Raw genomic sequence first — 19,222 nt, forward strand, 5'->3', positions numbered from 1 at the left:
CTTCCCCCGAACTCCCTCTTGTGTAACTGATGAAATCAAAATACCTCTATTCTTTGGATGTCCTTTTAGGCGCCAGACACATTCCGTTTCTATGAATTGGTAAACATGAAGATTAATAAAAATCGCCTCCTTTTAGCGCTCCTTCCTGCATTACTGGCAGGGTGTACCACTCCAGGGAGCCACCTTTCTACCGACAATAAGAATGTGATTCTTCCTTCTGAAGAACAGCAAGAATCTGACATCTCTGATGTGGTTAATCTTTACCCATTGACGGCTCAATCTGTATCAAGCTACCGAAATGAATCTTTATCGGTTTCACAAGCCAACCCTGAGCTTGATATTGATATCGCCAAATATGAATACCAAGTGGGCATCGGTGACATTTTAAACATTACCATTTGGGATCACCCTGAACTGACGATTCCTGCCGGTTCTTACCGTAGCAGCACAGAAGCGGGTAACTGGGTTCATGCTGATGGCACCATCTTTTACCCTTACATTGGTACCGTCGAAGTCGCAGGCAAAACCGTGCGTGAAGTGCGTGCCGATATTGCGACTCGCTTAGCCAAGTACATCGAAAGCCCTCAGGTTGATGTTAACGTCGCGGCTTTCCGATCTAAGAAAACCTACATTACTGGTGAGGTGTCAAAACCTGGCCAGCAAGCAATTACCAACATCCCTTTAACGTTACTCGATGCCGTGAACCGTTCTGGTGGTTTGTCTGAAGACGCTGATTGGCGTAATGTTTCACTAACGCGCAATGGTGTGGAAGAGAACCTTTCACTTTATGGCTTGATGCAACGTGGTGACCTAACGCAAAACCGCTTACTGCAAGCGGGGGATATCGTTCACGTGCCGCGTAATGATAAGCAGAAAGTCTTCGTGATGGGGGAAGTTAAAGAACCTAAGTTATTGAAGATTGATCGTGTAGGCATGAGCCTGACAGAAGCACTCAGTAATGTTGGCGGAATCAATGAACTGACCGCTGATGCAACAGGTGTGTTTGTGATTCGTACTTCTGATGATAAATCAGAGCGCATGGCGGACATCTACCAACTGAATATAGAAGATGCCTCTGCGTTGGTGATTGGCACCGAGTTTGATTTAAAACCTTACGATATTGTTTATGTCACGGCAGCCCCTATTAGTCGTTGGAATCGTGTTGTCGGGCAGTTGCTACCAACCATTAACGGGTTTAACAATTTAACCGAAGGTGCGTTACGTGTCCGCACTTGGCCATAGGCTAAGGTAGAGCAGTCATCAGGTCACATTTACGTGTGACCTGATTTTTATGTTTATAAGTACTTGAATCTCGTTAAGCTCATTACAGTTAGAAGTCCGTTATGTTTAATAAAATTTTAGTCGTCTGCGTGGGCAATATTTGCCGTTCTCCGACGGGAGAGCGCGTTCTTCAAAAGCTGCTCCCCAACAAAGAAGTGGCCTCTGCGGGTATTGCTGCCGAGAAAAGTCGTTTAATTGGTCAGCCAGCAGACGATACCGCGATTTTGATCGCCGCAGAAAACGGGGTCGATGTTGAAAATCATCAGTCTCAACAAGTGACACCACAGCTTTGCGCTCAGTATGACTTGATCTTGGTGATGGAGAAGGGCCATATGGAGGCGCTCACTCAAATATCACCGGAAGCGCGTGGTAAAACCATGCTGTTTGGTCAGTGGATTGGTCAAAAAGACATTCCCGACCCGCACCGTCAAAGCCGCGAAGCGTTTGAATACGCTTACAAACTGATTGACGAAGCCGCACAAGCTTGGGCCAAAAAACTTTAGGTTTAAATACTGTAGGTTAAAATAGACAGCTTTTTAAATGTCATGCTCTACACGTAAGCGTGGCTAAACCACTAACAGAATCATATAGAAGAGAAGTACGCGGAGCGTATATATCGTCTCTTAAATAGCAATAATTTAGGAAGTAGTAATCTGATGACAACACAACCATCTCAGCAATCACACACAGATAACTCTGATGAGATAGATCTAGGAAAACTGCTTGGTATCTTATTAGATGCTAAATGGTTAATCATACTGACCACATTTGTTTTTGCTGTGTTGGGTATTGCGTTTGCCCTGCTTTCAACGCCGATATACAAAGCGGATGCCTTGATTCAAATAGAAGAGAAGAGCTCTGGCGGCATTTCATCGATGGTCGGTGATATGGGGGATCTGTTCTCTCAGGAGTCTTCTGCCACAACAGAAGTGGAGATCATCAAATCTCGTATGATCTTGGGCGAAACGGTCGATAAGTTTAACCTCACGACGGTGACATCTCCTAACTATGCACCCATCGTGGGTAAAGGGTTCGCTCGCTTAACTGGCGATATCAACCACATCGCAGTGAGTCGTTTTACTTTGCCAAGCTACGCGAACGGTTACGGACACACCATTCAGATCGTCGATGTCGAGCAAGGTACTTACCAGCTGGTTCGTGACGATGAGCGCGTTATCTTAAAAGGCAAAGTGGGTGAGCTAGCCACCGCTGACGACTACAGCGTGTTTGTGGCAGGTTTTGAATCACACAACGGTTTTGAATTCTCTATCGGTAAGCAAAGCCGACTAGAAGCAATAGAATGGTTGAAAGCTTCTTTGTCTCTGTCTGAGCAAGGTAAGCAAACCGGTATTTTGAAGCTAAGCTTTGAAGGCGAAAACAAGCAACAGATTTCTGAAATCCTTAATCATATTAGCCAGATCTACTTCTTACAAAACGTGAAGCGTAATTCAGCAGAAGCAGAGAAGAGCCTAGAGTTCTTAGAGAGCCACCTTCCGGGCATTAAATCTGAGCTAACCGGCTATGAAGATGTATTAAACAATTACCGTCAAAAGAACGAATCGATCGACTTGGGCTTAGAAGCACAATCAACCTTGAAGGTAATGGTAGAGCTTGAAGCGCAATTGAATGAGCTAACGTTTAAAGAGAGTGAAATCAGCCAACGCTTCACTAAAGATCACCCTGCATACAAAGCCTTGCTTGATAAGCGTAAAACGCTATTGGGTGAGAAAGAGCGCCTAAACAAGCAAGTACAAAAGCTGCCAAAAACACAACGTGAAGTACTGCGTATGACACGTGATGTTGAAGTAAACCAACAAATCTACATCCAGCTTTTAAACAAGGTTCAAGAACTGAGCATTATTAAAGCGGGTACGGTCGGTAACGTTCGTATCTTAGATGATGCACAAGCTTATGCTCGCGCCGTTAAACCGAAGAAGCCGCTGATTGTTGTATTAGCAACATTACTGGGTGGCATGCTAAGCGTTGCGTTTGTATTGGTGAAGGCGGCATTCCACCGTGGCGTGGAAAGCCCAGACCAAATTGAACAAATTGGCCTTCCGGTTTACGCAGCGGTACCAAAGTCTGATTTACAGATTGAGCTAACCAATCGCTTTAAGTCGAAGAAACAACAAACCAAGGGTACTCAAGCTCTGCTTGCCGAATCTAACCCTGCTGACCTTTCGGTTGAAGCACTGCGTGGCCTTCGTACCAGCTTGCACTTTGCAATGCTAGAAGCGAAAAACAACGTCTTAATGATCTCTGGCCCGGCACCGGGTATCGGTAAATCATTCATCTCGACCAACTTTGCCGCAGTAGCTGCAAAAACAGGCCAAAAGGTACTGTTGATTGATGCCGATATGCGTAAAGGTTACCTACAGCAAAGCTTCGGTTTGAAGTGGGAAAACGGCCTTTCTGATGTATTGAGCAGCAAGAAAGAATTCGCTCAATCAGTTAAAACGACCCCAGTTGAAAACCTAGAAATCATTACCCGCGGCCAAGTGCCACCCAACCCATCTGAGCTGCTGATGCACCCGCGCTTTGCAGAACTAATGGAATGGGCAGCTAAAGAGTATGACTTGGTGATTGTCGATACCCCGCCTGTACTGGCAGTAACCGACCCAAGTATTGTTGGCGCCTTTGCTGGCACCACATTAATGGTGGCGCGTTACGGCCAAAACACCATCAAAGAGATTGATGTGGCTCGTAACCGTTTCGAACAATCCGGTATCGAAGTGAAAGGCGTTATCTTCAACGCCATCGAGAAGAAAGCATCAAGCTCGTACGGCTACGGTTACTACAACTACACGTATTCTAGCGACAAGAAATAAAGAGCAGTAACGAGATTCGAGTGGCGAGATACGAAAAGCGCCACTCGAATCTGCTCTTCTACTTCTTCACCACCCCACCCGTTAAATACAATCCAATTGCCGCTAACACTGGATAGCCAAACGCTTCATTGGTCATTTCCCCCAACGGCTTCCAGTCGTAACCGTGCATACAGCCCAGAATCACCATCACATGAAGTGCCACATAAGGAATGGTGAACAACAACACAATGTAGCGTTGTACCAACTTAAAAGGTTCATACGCTTTAAGCAGTGCCAGCTTGTGCTTCGCTTTTTCTTCATCAGTAAAAAACATCGCATCTCCTGTGTTGGTGAGTGCATCTAACCCCTTGCTAATCGAAGACTGGCTTCCGAATATTCTTCCGAACAATGTCATACTGCTCCTTGGTTTATTGATGGTTATATACCGCCTTTCTCGTCATTCCGCCATTCTGTTGCTTTAGAGGCGAGGAACGAAGTGTCTGGAATCTGCTCTTAGTCTCTTCGAATCTCGTTTACCCGAATCCCGCTACTGCTCTTCCTGCTCTTCGTATCCCGATTACTAGCATCCCGCATCTGCTTTCAAGATCTTAAAGCCATAACCGGACACGCCTTATTCACGCCCCAATCTTTATGCCCCTTAACATTCTCATCTGAAATCAAGAACTGCTCTTGCAAGGCTGCCACCAAACCAAACAGCGCCTTACGCTGCGCAAGTGTGAAGTTGTCTTCTGGTTGCAGCTCAGCATTACAGCCACCGACCAAACAAATCCCAATATTGCCCTTGTTGTGTCCTTTCACATGCGCGCCGGTTTGTGACAGCGGCCTGCCAAGTTCGACATCCCCGTTGCGACGAATAACAAAGTGATACCCGACATCGCGCCAGCCTTTCTTTTTATGCCATCGACGAATCTCGGCTACGTCTACATCTTGCTGTGGTGGCGTGGCGCTGCAATGCACCGTAATAAATGAGAATGCCGGGCAATGAGGCAAACGGAGTAAAACGGAAACGAGACTGAAGGAATAGGGCGCGAGTGAAAAACAAGGCTCTAACGAAGGACTTCGCTCTTCCGTGTTAGCCCGCTCTTCCGAGTCAGCCAGTTCTTGTGAATCAGCAGACGCTTTTAACGGCTGGTGTGGAACTCGATCAGTTGCTGGTGGAGTGTTTGACAAAATAAATCCTCGTGTTGTTGTAAATAGGCGATTAAAGACGTTGATAACGATTCTTTTAAATTAGGGTGCAATGCGATGTGTTGTCGCAAACTGGTGGCTACGGTTTTGGCATAACCAGAGTGGTGATTTACATAACGTAAATACATCACGTAATAACCCAGTGGCTGCCTGCGCCGCGCTCGGCTGATCATCCAACAAATATCCTCATAGCTAGGATTTTCAAAGAGCAGATTTTCACAACGAGCACCTTCAAAATCAGGCTCTTCGAAGCGCTGGTCTTCGAAATACTTATCTTTATAGCCCTTGCCCTCATCAGCCTTGTCTTTATAACCCTTATCTTTATAAACCCCAGCCTCACTGCTCTCGTCGCCATATTGCTCATCCTGAAACAATGTGTGGCGCGACTGAGTGAGGGAGTTAGCACGGCACTCGATGCTCGCCATTCCGGGTTGGTACGCTGAAATAAAAAGAGAAACTATCGCCTTCATTAAGCACCTTATTGCTGTATGGGGAGGGCAATGTACTTCAAGATTCTTGATTGGGGTTGGCGGTAATAGCGCGAAAACGGAGGAACACAAAAAAGTGAGAGATGCTTCGAAAAGTCATTGCTTGATAAGGTTAATGTTGCATATCTATCCGAGGCGATTAACCAAACATCTTTTCTTACAACTTATCTCATAGGCCTTTTGCCCCCAAAGCGCCAAAAAGTGTTGTTAATGCCCTTTATATCAATGGATTTCTGTACGAATGATCATTTAACAAGGAGCGTTAAGCATGTGTGTTTCTCTTATTCTTTCTTTTATCCCATTAAAAACCGGCTCGCCCATCAGCAAGTTGGTGTTATTAAAATTAGCCGATAACGCAGATGCGCGTGGCGTGTGTTTCCCTTCCCTAAATTACTTGGCGCAATATTGCGAAGTGTCGGTAAGAACTGTGAAACGACACGTTAATGAATTGGAAAAACAAGGCTTTGTGAAGCGGATAAAGCGGTTTGATGATTCAGGACGCCAGCGCAGCAATATATATCAGCTGCGCCTACCCAGCGACAGCCACATTCAGCAGGCCGATCTAGACCAAGCAGCCAGAGCTCTCGATCAAGAAGACAGAGAGCTAGACCTAAATGATCAAACCGACCTAGATAACGCCAATGCAGAGCAAACAGGCTTACCGCTGGCCTCGCCAGAAAATGCAAAGAAAACAGAACAGGCGCAGGAAATAGGCAATTCAGACACTCTCCAGGGTGACTCAAGATCCACGACGGAGAGTGATCACATGACACACATAATCTTTCATAAAGAACATAAAACAGACATTTCTTGTAAAACAGATCCGAGCGCTGCAACAGACAATACTCTTGATACAGGAAAGACTCCTGACCAAGTTCCTGCCCTTGAAATAGCCCCAGATCTTGAAACAGCCTTGCCCCTCGAGAAAGAACCAGCAACACCTCAAGCCAAAGCGACCTCCACCTCCAAATCCAAATATGAAGCTGTAATTCACCTACTCACCAAAGAGGGCAGTGCGCCGATTTATCATGAGTTCACCACAATATTAGAACGCACCTACCCAAAGTTAGATGTGCTGCAAGAACTGCATGCCATGCAAGCGTGGTTGTACATCAACCCGGATAAGCGCAAACCCTTTGAGCACATTGGCCACTTTGTGAATGGCTGGCTAAGAAGAAGCGCCCAAGCCAAGGCGAAGAGAGACTCATCGCCAGTCTTTCAGCAAGCAGGGACGGGTAAACCTGCAAGGGCTTCTACATCAACATCACGAGAAACAGCGAAGCTTAAAAAAGTCGCACAAGCGATAAGTTCCACAAAAGCAATAGGTTCCGAAACAGCAATACAGGATGCCAACCCCATGGAACCTAAACAACCCACACCTGTCTCTCAGGCGCTCGCGGATTACAAAGCCAAAAGCACCACCAATCCGTTCGAAGCACGTATCAAGGCCCTACTTCAATCCAAATCGCCCGGCACAGATTCTAAAAAGTGACCATTCGATTTTCCACAGACGAAGCGCTTGTTCACACAGCCTAAAGCTATTGAAAACCAATAGCTTAGGAAACCAAGAGCTTAGGAAAACCAAAAGCTAGGGCAGACCAACGCGAATATAGACAAAAAAACGTCAAGAGAAAAAAGTAGAATTAGGAGAGGGAAAATGGACGATACCAGCCTAAAAAAACTAACAACGGAAGAAAAAGTAACCATTTTAGAGAAAGAGATAGCGCGAGTTGAAGGGCGCATTGGCGAGTTCTTGAAACTGCTCGTTAGCCACTACCCACAAGGGCTAACACGCACAGAGATTAAAGTGTTATTGGTTGTAAACAACAACCCAAGCTTCGTCTCGCTGTACCGTAACGGCAACATATTCATTGATATAGAAAAACGCTACTGTAATACAGCACAAGAAAACCGCTACTTCATAGGGACCCAGTTTTTGCAAGACGTACAATGCTTCCGCTGGGTAAATGCTTGGTGAGAGGCCTGTCCAAATTGGGTTAATTTCAAACTGGTTAATATGCACTTACTTTGCTAGAATACGCAGCATATTTAAAATCGTATGAAAACCGCATAAAGCGTACAGATTGTAACTATTGCCTTTAGGAGCCAAACCTAAGGGCGGTAGCGTAGCTGAGTAGCAGTCAAATTGTGAAAGCGACATTACAATTAAGAAGGCAATTATCATTTGTGTGATAATTAGTTAGGTCGTATGGATATAATAAATATTTTCAAATACTATTAAAAATGTTTTTAATGCAAATAAATAGAAGAAGTGTATGTGTCAAGAAAAAATAAAAAGAGAGACTAATTATCAGTCTTGGAACAATCTACAGTTCAGTCTGAAAAATGAGCATGCTGAAATAGCTAGGAAATTACACGGAAAAAGTATTGCTTATATCGATTATCCTGTACATTTTAATGTCGGTGATCTCTTAATATATCATGGCACTGAAACTTTTTTTAAAAACAATGAAATAATCCCAAAATATAGAAGTGATATATTTAACGTTTCTAGTTCGGAGTTGGAAAAAATCGATGTAATTGTTTTTCATGGCGGTGGAAATTTTGGTGACTTATACCCTAAGATTCATAATAGAAGAATAGATATTATAGATAATTTCAAAGATAAAGAAATAATAATATTACCTCAATCTATTCACTTCGAAGATGATGAAAACCAATTAAATACTACAAGAGTTTTAAGTTCACATCCAAGGTTAACTATGTTTGTAAGGGATGTAAGTAGTTATGAATGGGCGTCAGCCATAATAGATGAAACATTTATGATGCCAGATATGGCGCACTCTTTACATCCTTTAGATATAGGAAGTAGAAAAAAATCAAATGAAGTTTTGACTCTGCGACGCTGTGATATTGAAAGCAATAAAATAGAGGGCGATATTAATACTTTTGATTGGAATGACCTAATCACCAAGAAAGATCGTCTACATGCAAAGTTATATAGGTTGCTAAGTCGACTTCCTGTAAGTCAAAAATTATTATCTAAATACTGGTATTCAGTTACTAAGTCAATTATTAATCGTTCGCAGAGTCATTTTTTAAGATATGATATTGTAGATACTGATCGATTGCATGGTCTAATTTTTGCAAATCTTCTCGGGAAAAATGTAACTATCCGTGATAATAGTTACGGGAAGAATTCTAAATATTATAAATCTTGGCTTGTTGAGTTTATAAATATAAAGTTAGAAGATTAAATTTGAATTTATCTATATTATATTCTGTATCAAGCCGTGTCTTTAAGATACTATCTGGCCCGATTATTCTGATAGCTCTTTCGAATAATCTTTCAGACGAAGAGCTTGCAATTTATTATGTATTTTTTAATATAATAGCGTTTAAGCAATTAGCTGAGTTGGGCGTTGGTTTTGTTATCAAACAATCGATATCACATGATAGTTATGATCTAGAGAAAAACGGCAGCCTAATTTTGGATAAGGTGAACTTTTGTGCTAGTTGGTTTTCGAAGGTGGCCTTTTTTGTCTTGATTATCATAGGGCCACTTGGTTCGCTTTATTTAATGAGCGTTAATACGGTTGTTGATTGGAAGTACGCTTGGTTACTTTTAGTTATTTCTTCCGCGATTAGTCTTTTGATTAACCCTCTGCTAATCTACCTCGAAGGTATTCAGAAACTTAATTTAGTTTACAGGGCTAGGCTAATACAAAGTATTATTTATGGTTTTTTGCTTGCTGTATTTATAATGAGCGGTTTTCAGTTGTATTCTATAGCGTTAGCAATAATTATATCAAACTCTATAATCTATATTCTAGTTAGAAAAAACATTCCTGATGATGAGATTAAATACTCGTTAACAAAAAAAATATCAAGCGAATCTTCGGTTATTAGATATGAACTCTGGCCTTTAATTCGGAAGACTGCAATAGTTTGGGGGGTTGGTGTTGTATTTTGGAATGCTATAAATTTAATAGCCATAAAGATGATACCACTAGCAGATGCGGGTAAATTAGCATTTTCATTGGCGATTGCAAAAGCAGGCTATAACATATGTGAATCTTTATTATCTCCGCAGCTCAGCAAGTTTGGAAATATCATAGGTAGTGGACATGTCAGCGATGCTTTAAGGGAGTTTACTAGAGCTAGATATCTATCTATCTTTGTAATGATGATAGGTTTTGGTCTTTGCTTTATGCTTCATACTCAATTAAATCATTGGATTTTTAATCATAAGTTAATAACTGGTAATGATTTAGCATTAGTACTCGCTTTCTATTTTGTTCTTTTTTTGATGACATCAAAAAATAATTTTATAAGATGCTTTAAAATAGAACCTTTTGTTTGGGTTTCTGTTTTTAACTCTTTAGCCGTACCTGTACTATTCTATGTGTCAGTGAAATATAACTATGATTATTATATGCTTTTCCCATTGGTAGCGTTGATACTATCTTACTGGTATTCAAAATTTATTTTCAAAAATATAATCAGTAACCTTATATGTAGAGGAACAAAATGAAAGTTATAATTGGCACAGGCTGGTGGAGTAGTAATGTTGATGATAGGAAAATAAAACATGGTGATGACTTAATTCGAAGTAAAGAGTTTTCAGAGGTGTGGTTACAAGAACTAAATAAGACTGTAAAATATGATAAATTAGTTGTAGTCGATAGTAACTCTCCTGTTAAATCACAGTCTTTATTAGGGAATCGAGATTTTGAATATATAGAGCTATTAGAAAATGGTGGGCATGCAACTAATATAGTTGGTCTTCATTGTGGATGGTCTCGTGGAGTTATCCTATCGATGTTATACGCTTACTATTCTTCATGTGATTATTACGTGTATATTGAACAGGATGTTCTAATCAAAGGGGATAACTTTGTAGAGAATATAATTAGCGCACAGAAAACGGGATATTCTTTTGGGAAATCAAAAGACTACCCACAACCGCTACAACAGAGTCTATTTGTAATCGAAAAGAGAAAAATCATCGAATTTATATCTAGGTATACAAGTATTAAATACGATGATAACGAAATTTCTTGTGAGGTCAAGTTTGCACTTTGCACATCTAAGTTTTTTAAGCTATTACCGATGCGTCTATTTGTTAAAAAATGTGGTAAAGGTAAGGTGTCTAAGGTAATAAATTATGCTCAGAGGAAAATATCCTTAATGGTTTCAAATTTTGATTATATTAATGTCCATGGTGGGAGAGACAGACCTATCGATTTTAACGCGGACTATTATTATTTTCAACATGGTTCAAAGGAAGAGTTAGCAGAACATCTGAAATGATTTATTTTCTTTATAATTTATTTACCCTATTACTGATGACTAGCTTGAATAGGTTTCCCGATCTATACAAGAAATATTTCTATTTTTCGGCTGTGGTCATTTTTACGATTATATTCGGTTTTCGTGACCCTAGTCTTGGAACTGATACAGTTAGTTATATTGATATTTTTCATCAACCTGATGGCTATCGAGAGTTTTGGTTCGGTCAATTTGTACATTTAACTAGAAGTTTAGGGTTCACGCCAGAAACTTTTATTTTCATCATGACATTCCTGGTTGTATTTACTTTACACTATGGATATTATAAGTGGCATAAAAGAGATCTTTTAATATTATTGTACTTTGTTTCAAGTACATATATGCTTTATTCTTTCTCATTAAATATAATGAGGCAAGGAATCGCTATTTCCTTATCAATATTATCTGCATATTATCTATATAAAAGAAAATATTTTTTTTCAATTGTTGGTGTTTTATTGTCATTGGTATTTCATTCTTCAGCTATATTCGCTATACCAGCGCTATTAGTTAGCTCATTTTTAGGTAGGCAGCGTTTAAATATTTATAATTTACTATTTCTTTATTCTACACTTGCATTTTTTATTTTATTTCCAATAGTAGATGTATTTCAATTATTCGCAAAGAGCTTTCTATCTGATACCTTTGTCGGTGTCACCATATTGAATTATTTTAAAAAGACAGATCCCAATCCTTGGTTTACATTTAGTTCAATATTTATCATCGTTGTGTTTAACTTTTATTGGATGTCTGCAAAAAGAATAGAATATTCTGAAAAAGTACACTTTTTGGTCAATTATTATTTCATAGGTTTTATATCTTGCTCTCCTTTTATATACATGCATTTGGTCTATTATAGGCTTGCATGGTATTTTATGATTTTGGAACCTTTAATATTGTTACTTATATTTACTCATCTATTTGTATATTTAAAGCAGATTCGTGACAAAGATTATATTAAGCGTATGTTGGAAATGATAATGATTATTTTTCCATTTTTGTATATGTTTAAAACCTACTTCTTAACTGGTGGAATAATGAGGGCAGTTGATTATGGTACTAGTATATTCTAAGGTAAAAAAAAGAATAATTTCACTAATTGGCATAGCTATTGACCGTTACTTTATAAATGAAGATAACTGTCCAGTGATTATATCCAATAATTGTTGGGGTTCTGGTTTATATAAGAACATACGTGTGGAGTATTTAACGCCTTTTGTGGGCCTATACATTCTTCCTAAGGATTATGTAGCATTGGTCAAGGATTTTGATCTTTTCTTAAATAGTAAAATGCATTATCACATGGGATTGAAATACCCCATAGGTAATGTCAACGGTGTTACTATTCATTTTCTTCATTATCGTAGCGTGAATGAAGCGAAAGATAAATTCTCTCGGCGTCTAAGTCGAATGAAAAGTGAGTTAAATAATAATAGGTTATTAGTATTTAAGTTTTGTGATGTAGACTTTGCTGACGATGATAATGAAAAATTGATATATGATTTTCACAAGTATGCAGATTTACATGGTAAGTCAATCTCTTTTTCTCGAAGCGATATTCAATTGAGGAATAGCTTCAAGGTAAATCATAAAAAAACCCCTAATGGCATTGAGTTATTTAATAATAGATATGCGTACAAAAATTTTCATAAAGTGTTGAAGCAGGAATATAATGAGTTCTAAAATAGTAACCGAATTTTTTAGTGAAATAAATTCAACAGATATCAGTTATTGCCATTGGAAAAGTACAGATCATTTAGATGCATCTTTTCTAGGAGATACTGATTTTGACATTTTGGTTAAACGAAAAGATGCATTTAAGTTCGAGAAAATCCTATTAGATAAGGGGTTTGTACGTGCGAGAACACCAGATTTAAGAACTTATCCATGTGTTGAAGATTATATTTACTATGATTCTAATCTAAATAAATTTTTTCATTTTCATATTCATTATCAATTACCATGTGGGGATCGCTGGGTTAAGTCATTTCATATTCCACTTGAAAATTATATTTTAGAAAATAGAGTATATTTAAAGGGATTTGATATATATAACATTGACCCTATATCCGAGTATTTATTTTTTATTATTAGAATGAATATGAAATGGAGATTACCTACAAAGAAAAAATCAGTAGTTAAAGAAAATGACTATCTATTGAATAGAATAAATGAGAGTAATCTATCATTCGATGATATTAAAAGTTCTTACCTTTATGGTTTTTGTGACAACAAAATTTTAGATAAATATTACCATCGAGAACTGTCATCAGTAACTATTTTCGATAACTTTAGGTTTAAGCGTAAGTTGTTTAATTACAGACGATTAGGCCATGTTTTTTATTACTTATGTCAGGTTGTAAGGTATCTTTATCGTCTATATGTCGAATTTAATCGCAGAGTTATTCATAACTATTCATTTGGGCGTAGGCAATTGATTAGTGGTGGTAGAGTTATTGCATTTATAGGTATGGATGGTTCTGGTAAATCATCTATGCTTGAAGAATGCACTGAGTTTTATAAAAAACAAATTAATGTAACTAATGTCTTTCTAGGAACAGGAAGAAGTGGTGCAGGTTTTATTAGGAGACAAATATTCAAAGTTTACGGAAGTCGTGACAAAAATAAATCAAGTTCAAATATTGCGGATAGTCATATAATTAGAAAACCAAATTTTTTAAAATTGGTTTGGATTCTCCTTTGTTTAAGAGATCGAAATAGAGAACTTAAAAAACTATTTCAATCAGTTGCTAATGGCAATTTAGTTGTGGTAGATCGCTGGCCACAATCTAGCGTGAACGGTTTTGCAGATTATCCTAAGTTATATGATTTTTGTGACGAAAGCGGTTTAGTAGGTATTTTAGCTAGGAAAGAAAAAAAGTTTTATGAAAAGTTGTCGACTGTCAGTGTCGATAAGTTTTTGTTTTTTGATATTGAACCTGAGACATCGTTGGACAGAAAACCAAACGAACTAACACTGAGTGAAGCTAGAGAGTATAAACAAGCGATGTATGAATTAACATCAAGTCACTTTAGTCGAGTTACTCCAATTAACGCAGAACAAGATTTTGAAAGCGTAAAGGTAAAATCTATTTCTGCGATCTGGGATAGTTTTAATGAATAAATATCGCGAGCTATTAGGTTTGCCTGGAATAGGAAAGTCGACTTACATTAAAAGATCTTCGAGTGATCCAGTATTGATGGACAGACAACCAACTACTTATAAGTTATTGATGTTAATGGTATTCCCATTTGTAAATCCGACTCTTTTTTTTTTAATAGTCAAGCCGATAAAATGGATACATTTTAGTAAATATCTATTGTATATAAAAGGTCTTAGTCGTTTTATCATAAGATTTAATGAAATTAAATCTTATGATAAGTTAGGAAAGAGTAATTTTATTTTTGAAGAAGGGATTTATCAAGCTGTTTGGGGGCTTTTATTTCCTTTAGAATGCAATTTACGCAATAGAAAGTTTGCTTGTTTGCTCTTAGATAATATCGTTTTTTCCTGTGATGTTTATTATTTATACAATTCTACTCCTGTATGGCTTAATAGATATAATGGAAGGAACAAAAAAACGAGAATAGACAGTATGCTTGATAGTAAAAAAGATACAGTTCAAATTAGAGATTGGATGGCTTTTATTTGTAAATATTTATCTAATAAAAAAGTCATTAATAATATAAAGGTATAATAATGTTTCACCGCGATAACAAAAAAATTCTTATTGTAGGAAGTGGTAAATCATTCCATGCTACAAGATGGGCGAATGCAATGTCAGAGGCTGGCTTTGAAGTCCACTTTTTTTCTATCATTCCTATTGTTAGGCCTCTTAATGCTGATGTGGTTGTCCATGAATATCCGACTTCACTTGGTAAGTTGGGGTATTTTTCCTCTAGTTTAAAGTTGAGAAAAATACTAAAGTGTGTTGGGCCTGACTTGGTTCATGCTCACTACTCAAGTGGAAATGGAATATTGGCTGTATTAGCATTGTTAGGAAGTAAGACGCCATTTATTACCTCTTTATATGGTGCGGAAGTTTTTGAATTTCCTTTGAAATCCAAACTGAATTATAAATTACTAAATCTAGTGGTAAAGCGTGCCAAATTTATACTATCAACAAGCAATGTAATGGCGAATAAGTTTCAATCATTATATCCCAATTTTGATAATGTAATTGTAACCCCATTCGGCGTAGATGTTGATTTGTTTAATTTTCCAAGTAATAAAAATAAAAATAAAAATAAAAATAAAATAACTATTGGAATAGTTAAAAAGCTAGAAGAAAAATATGGTATAGACACATTAATTATGGCCTTTAAACTATTATCGGAAAAATTTATCAATAATAGTTTGGAGTTGATTATTATTGGTGGAGGTAGCCAGGAACAAAAACTTAAGGGTATTGTCAACGAACTAAATATAAAAGACAGCGTTGTATTTTTGGGATGGGTTGATAATGATAAAGTAAGAGACTATCTTCATCAAATGGATGTTTTTGTAGTTCCAAGTCGCTTTCAAAGTGAAAGTTTTGGAGTGGCGGCAGTTGAGTCTCAATCTTGTGGGTTACCAACTTTAGTTTCAAATGTTGGCGGTTTACCTGAAGTTATTATTGATGGTGAAACCGGCTTTATTGTTGAACCAAATAACCCTAAAGCTTTATATGAGGCACTTGAAAATTTATTAAGTGACCCTGAGAAAATGAATGAAATGTCAATTGCGGCTAGAAAGCATGTCATAGATGCGTTTAATTGGAAAGACTGTGTTAGTCAAATGAGTGATATTTACAATAAATCAATCTAATTATCAGGTCGATTGAGTCATAGATAGATAGATATTATTTGGTCTGACTGCTTATATTATTAAGAGGTGATATTTTGTTTTTAAATTTTGTAATTTTATAGTTAGATGAGGACCTTATTCAATGAGGGGTGTTTTATTCGATAAATAAATTTTGGAGATTATTAACGTTTGTAGTTATAACATGATAAGTTATGTTGTTATCCTTTCATGGAGAGATATGACTTCCATTATTATGATCAAACGAATTTTTTAAATTTATAATCAGACAGAGTTTTAATAATTATCCAATTTATAGAAGATAAAAAATGAAAATAGCAGTTGTGGGTACTGGTTATGTTGGCTTATCAAATGCGATGTTGTTAGCGCAACATCATGTTGTGGTTGCGGTTGATATTGTTGCTGAAAAAGTAGAGATGCTTAATAACAAGCAGGCTCCTATTGTTGATACGGAAATTACCGATTTCTTGACCAATAAATCGCTTAACTTCACCGCGACACTCGATAAAGAATTAGCTTATAAAGACGCTGTCTACGTTGTTATAGCTACACCTACAGATTACGATGTGGAAACCAACTACTTTAATACCTCTTCAGTTGAAGCCGTGATTAAAGACGTGATGGCGATTAACCCAAATGCGGTAATGGTGATTAAGTCTACTGTGCCTGTAGGTTATACGGCACGGATTAAACAAGAACTTGGTTGTGAAAATTTATTGTTTTCACCTGAGTTTTTGCGGGAAGGTCGTGCGCTATACGATAACTTGCACCCATCTCGCATTATCGTTGGCGAGAAAAGTGAGCGTGCTAAAGTATTTGCTAACCTTCTTGTTGAAGGGGCGGTTAAACAAGAGATCGAAGTGCTTTTCACTGATTCTACAGAGGCAGAAGCGGTCAAGTTGTTCTCTAACACTTATTTAGCTATGCGTGTGGCTTATTTTAATGAGCTTGACTCTTATGCTGAGTCCCATGGTCTAGATGCTCGTCAAATCATCCAAGGTGTTGGCTTGGACCCGCGTATCGGTTCACATTATAACAACCCGTCATTTGGCTATGGTGGTTACTGCTTACCAAAAGACACCAAGCAGCTTAGAGCTAACTATGCTGATGTGCCTAATAGCATTATTGGTGCTATTGTTGATGCGAACACTACGCGTAAAGACTTTGTCGCTGATTCAATTATTAAACGTAATCCACAACGAGTGGGTATTTACCGTTTGATTATGAAATCTGGCTCAGATAACTTCCGCGCTTCATCGATTCAAGGCATAATGAAGCGTATCAAAGCCAAAGGTATTGAAGTGATCGTGTACGAACCTGTACTTGGAGAAAAAGAGTTTTTCCATTCAGCTGTTATTGAAGATCTTACCGAATTTAAAGCGATGTCGGATGTGATTGTTTCTAATCGTATGGTTGAAGAGCTACAGGATGTTGCCAGTAAGGTGTATACACGCGATTTATTTGGTAGCGATTAAAGGTAAACCTAAAGATGTTAGTATCGATTATTACTCCTTGCTTTAACCCTAGTTTAGAGCTTATAGAAACGATAGAGAGTGTTCAAAAGCAAACTTACTCTAATTATGAACATATTATTATCGATGATTGTTCTACCCCGACGATGCCTGATGAATTGTCAAGAATTATTGAATCTGATCCTAAAATCAAATTTTTTCAAAGATCTTGGAATGCAGGCCCTGCAGTGACTCGAAACCGAGGTATTGCGGAAGCGAAAGGTAATTTTATTGCATTTTTGGATGCTGATGATGTTTGGCATGCGAGTAAGTTGGAGTTGCAACTTCAATTTATGTTAGAGAATGATGTGTCTTTGTCTTACACCTCGTATGAAGTGTTTGATACAAAAGGCAAAGTAATCGGACTTAGAACGCCGCCGTCAAGCCTGACTTATACAGATATCCTCCAGTCTAACCAGATTGGTTGTTTGACTGCTATGTACAGTGTTGATGCTCTGGGTAAGGTTTATATGCCTAATATCTCTAAAAGACAGGATATGGGCCTTTGGTTGAAGATATTGAAAGCGGGAGTGGTAGCTAGAGGTTGTGTAGATAAGCCACTTGCTAGGTATAGAGTCGGTGCTAACTCGGTTTCATCCAATAAGCTTGGAGTGCTCAAATATCAATGGCGTATTTATCGAGAGGTTGAGCGCTTGTCGTTACGTAAATCTATTAAATATTTTGGCCATTATGCATTCAAAGGAATGACCAGAAAAGTATAAAAAAAGAGGGAAGCTTAGCTTCCCTCTTTTTCATTGTTTTGTACTGTCCTAAATATGGGTTTATTAACGACCCATTCCAAAAACAACAGTCTTGACGGTTAAGAATAAAATCTTCAATTCCATACGCCAGTTCTGGTGTTTAATGTAGTAAATATCAAATTTATGCTTCCAAACTGCATCTTCAACAGAGGCGCCATACGGGTACTTAACTTGAGCTAACCCAGTGACTCCAGGTTTTACTGCGTGGCGAAAGCGGTAGTATGGAATCTCCTTTTCTAGATCTTCAATAAATACTTCACGTTCAGGACGTGGGCCTACCATCGACATCTCACCTTTATATACGTTGATTAACTGTGGCAGTTCATCAATACGTGTCTTACGAATGAAGTTACCGACTTTGGTTACTCTAGCATCATTCTTTGTTGCCCATTGAGCACCATTCTTTTCTGCATCGTTACGCATTGAACGGAATTTGATAACTTCAAACTCTTGATTGTATTGGCCAGTACGTCGTTGTTTGAAAAAAACAGGACCTGGTGATTCAAGCTTGATTAATGCAGCAGTCAAAAGTCCGATAGGAATGGCAATTAAGCCGATCATGAAAACGAACAGTAGATCTATAAAGCGTTTTTCATTTTCATTTCTTTTATTTGAAAGAATTGAAAAGGCTTTTTGGTGCAGAAAGTACCCGCTGTGGAGCAGTTCCGTTTCAGTATAGCCAAGCGTTCTATCAAAGTAGCTGACTAATGGTTCAACCCATGCGCCAAGCTCTGTTGCACAAATTAAAAATGTACGGTGCTCTTCAGCTAGCTCCACACTTTTAAAGTGACATAAAGTTTCACCTTTAAAGTCCCTGATTGTGTAGTTATTGATATCGTAGTCTAGGTCATGTCTAGATAAAACAGAGTTTAATGTTTCAATACAATGCTCAGGACAGTAGATATGTATGATTTTCGACGTGGGCTTATCGATTGGCACTCTACTATTTTCATCGGTACTAACACTTTGAGTCTCAGTATCTAGAGCTTGTCTGTTTAACACTGTTGTTTTCATGTTCTAGCCATTTATAAATGAGTTAATACGTAAATTTGACGTTTTGTATCAAGAT

General features: G+C 38.3%; 19 protein-coding genes. 15 read left to right on the forward strand and 4 right to left on the reverse strand.

Features of this window, described 5'->3' with window-relative positions; all coding sequences use genetic code 11:
• The first annotated feature begins 105 nt into the window (after positions 1–105).
• From L3V36_RS19540 to L3V36_RS19550, 3 genes are all read left to right on the forward strand, one after another.
• The gene (locus L3V36_RS19540) at positions 106–1,242 is read left to right on the forward strand and encodes a polysaccharide export protein (RefSeq protein ID WP_208775542.1); all 1,137 of its coding nucleotides are present in this window, start codon (positions 106–108) and stop codon (positions 1,240–1,242) included.
• A 101-nt stretch (positions 1,243–1,343) separates the two neighbouring features.
• Entirely contained in the window at positions 1,344–1,784 is a 441-nt protein-coding gene (locus L3V36_RS19545; RefSeq protein WP_208775544.1) for a low molecular weight protein-tyrosine-phosphatase, read from the forward strand.
• Positions 1,785–1,937: 153 nt separating this feature from the next.
• Complete coding sequence (locus L3V36_RS19550; protein ID WP_208775546.1) at positions 1,938–4,109, forward strand: polysaccharide biosynthesis tyrosine autokinase; 2,172 nt, start codon at positions 1,938–1,940, stop codon at positions 4,107–4,109.
• A gap of 58 nt (positions 4,110–4,167) precedes the next feature.
• Here L3V36_RS19550 and L3V36_RS19555 read toward each other — a convergent pair whose 3' ends face one another.
• The 3 genes from L3V36_RS19555 to L3V36_RS19565 all read right to left on the reverse strand — a co-directional run bounded on the left by L3V36_RS19555 (position 4,168) and on the right by L3V36_RS19565 (position 5,767).
• Complete coding sequence (locus tag L3V36_RS19555) at positions 4,168–4,503, reverse strand: hypothetical protein (RefSeq protein WP_004733275.1); 336 nt, start codon at positions 4,501–4,503, stop codon at positions 4,168–4,170.
• Between the two features lie 185 nt (positions 4,504–4,688).
• Positions 4,689–5,279, reverse strand: coding sequence for an N-acetylmuramoyl-L-alanine amidase (locus tag L3V36_RS19560; RefSeq protein WP_208775547.1), 591 nt, complete (start codon positions 5,277–5,279; stop codon positions 4,689–4,691).
• Positions 5,231–5,767 carry a hypothetical protein gene (locus L3V36_RS19565; RefSeq protein WP_208775549.1) on the reverse strand — a complete coding sequence of 179 codons (537 nt, stop codon included), beginning with the start codon at positions 5,765–5,767 and terminating at the stop codon, positions 5,231–5,233. The genes L3V36_RS19560 and L3V36_RS19565 overlap by 49 nt, the downstream gene beginning before the upstream one ends.
• Before the next feature lie 286 nt (positions 5,768–6,053).
• On the opposite strand from L3V36_RS19565, the gene L3V36_RS19570 reads away from it, so the two are divergent.
• The 12 genes from L3V36_RS19570 (at position 6,054) to L3V36_RS19625 (ending at position 18,114) form a co-directional block, all read left to right on the forward strand.
• Entirely contained in the window at positions 6,054–7,277 is a 1,224-nt protein-coding gene (locus tag L3V36_RS19570) for a helix-turn-helix domain-containing protein (protein ID WP_208775550.1), read from the forward strand.
• Positions 7,278–7,442: 165 nt separating this feature from the next.
• The gene (locus L3V36_RS19575; RefSeq protein WP_208775552.1) at positions 7,443–7,763 is read left to right on the forward strand and encodes a hypothetical protein; all 321 of its coding nucleotides are present in this window, start codon (positions 7,443–7,445) and stop codon (positions 7,761–7,763) included.
• A 298-nt stretch (positions 7,764–8,061) separates the two neighbouring features.
• Positions 8,062–9,003 carry a polysaccharide pyruvyl transferase family protein gene (locus L3V36_RS19580; RefSeq protein WP_208775558.1) on the forward strand — a complete coding sequence of 314 codons (942 nt, stop codon included), beginning with the start codon at positions 8,062–8,064 and terminating at the stop codon, positions 9,001–9,003.
• A 2-nt stretch (positions 9,004–9,005) separates the two neighbouring features.
• A complete protein-coding gene (locus L3V36_RS19585) occupies positions 9,006–10,280 on the forward strand; it encodes a hypothetical protein (RefSeq protein ID WP_208775560.1) in 1,275 nt (424 codons plus the stop codon).
• Positions 10,277–11,059, forward strand: coding sequence for a hypothetical protein (locus L3V36_RS19590; RefSeq protein WP_208775565.1), 783 nt, complete (start codon positions 10,277–10,279; stop codon positions 11,057–11,059). The genes L3V36_RS19585 and L3V36_RS19590 overlap by 4 nt, the downstream gene beginning before the upstream one ends.
• A complete protein-coding gene (locus L3V36_RS19595) occupies positions 11,056–12,150 on the forward strand; it encodes an EpsG family protein (protein ID WP_208775567.1) in 1,095 nt (364 codons plus the stop codon). The genes L3V36_RS19590 and L3V36_RS19595 overlap by 4 nt, the downstream gene beginning before the upstream one ends.
• Positions 12,131–12,760 (forward strand): DUF1919 domain-containing protein, encoded by a 630-nt coding sequence (locus L3V36_RS19600; RefSeq protein WP_208775568.1) that lies wholly within the window; start codon positions 12,131–12,133, stop codon positions 12,758–12,760. Before L3V36_RS19595 ends, L3V36_RS19600 begins: the two co-directional genes overlap by 20 nt.
• The gene (locus L3V36_RS19605; RefSeq protein ID WP_208775571.1) at positions 12,750–14,201 is read left to right on the forward strand and encodes a hypothetical protein; all 1,452 of its coding nucleotides are present in this window, start codon (positions 12,750–12,752) and stop codon (positions 14,199–14,201) included. The genes L3V36_RS19600 and L3V36_RS19605 overlap by 11 nt, the downstream gene beginning before the upstream one ends.
• The gene (locus L3V36_RS19610) at positions 14,194–14,775 is read left to right on the forward strand and encodes a hypothetical protein (protein ID WP_208775573.1); all 582 of its coding nucleotides are present in this window, start codon (positions 14,194–14,196) and stop codon (positions 14,773–14,775) included. Before L3V36_RS19605 ends, L3V36_RS19610 begins: the two co-directional genes overlap by 8 nt.
• Positions 14,776–14,777: 2 nt before the next feature.
• Positions 14,778–15,884 (forward strand): glycosyltransferase family 4 protein, encoded by a 1,107-nt coding sequence (locus tag L3V36_RS19615; protein ID WP_208775575.1) that lies wholly within the window; start codon positions 14,778–14,780, stop codon positions 15,882–15,884.
• Positions 15,885–16,189: 305 nt separating this feature from the next.
• The gene (locus tag L3V36_RS19620; protein WP_208775577.1) at positions 16,190–17,356 is read left to right on the forward strand and encodes a nucleotide sugar dehydrogenase; all 1,167 of its coding nucleotides are present in this window, start codon (positions 16,190–16,192) and stop codon (positions 17,354–17,356) included.
• A gap of 14 nt (positions 17,357–17,370) precedes the next feature.
• Positions 17,371–18,114, forward strand: coding sequence for a glycosyltransferase family 2 protein (locus tag L3V36_RS19625; RefSeq protein WP_208775578.1), 744 nt, complete (start codon positions 17,371–17,373; stop codon positions 18,112–18,114).
• A gap of 63 nt (positions 18,115–18,177) precedes the next feature.
• Here L3V36_RS19625 and L3V36_RS19630 read toward each other — a convergent pair whose 3' ends face one another.
• Complete coding sequence (locus L3V36_RS19630; RefSeq protein ID WP_208775580.1) at positions 18,178–19,167, reverse strand: sugar transferase; 990 nt, start codon at positions 19,165–19,167, stop codon at positions 18,178–18,180.
• Positions 19,168–19,222 lie beyond the last annotated feature (55 nt).

Source organism: Vibrio sp. G-C-1 (assembly GCF_021728015.1).
GTDB lineage: Bacteria > Pseudomonadota > Gammaproteobacteria > Enterobacterales > Vibrionaceae > Vibrio > Vibrio splendidus.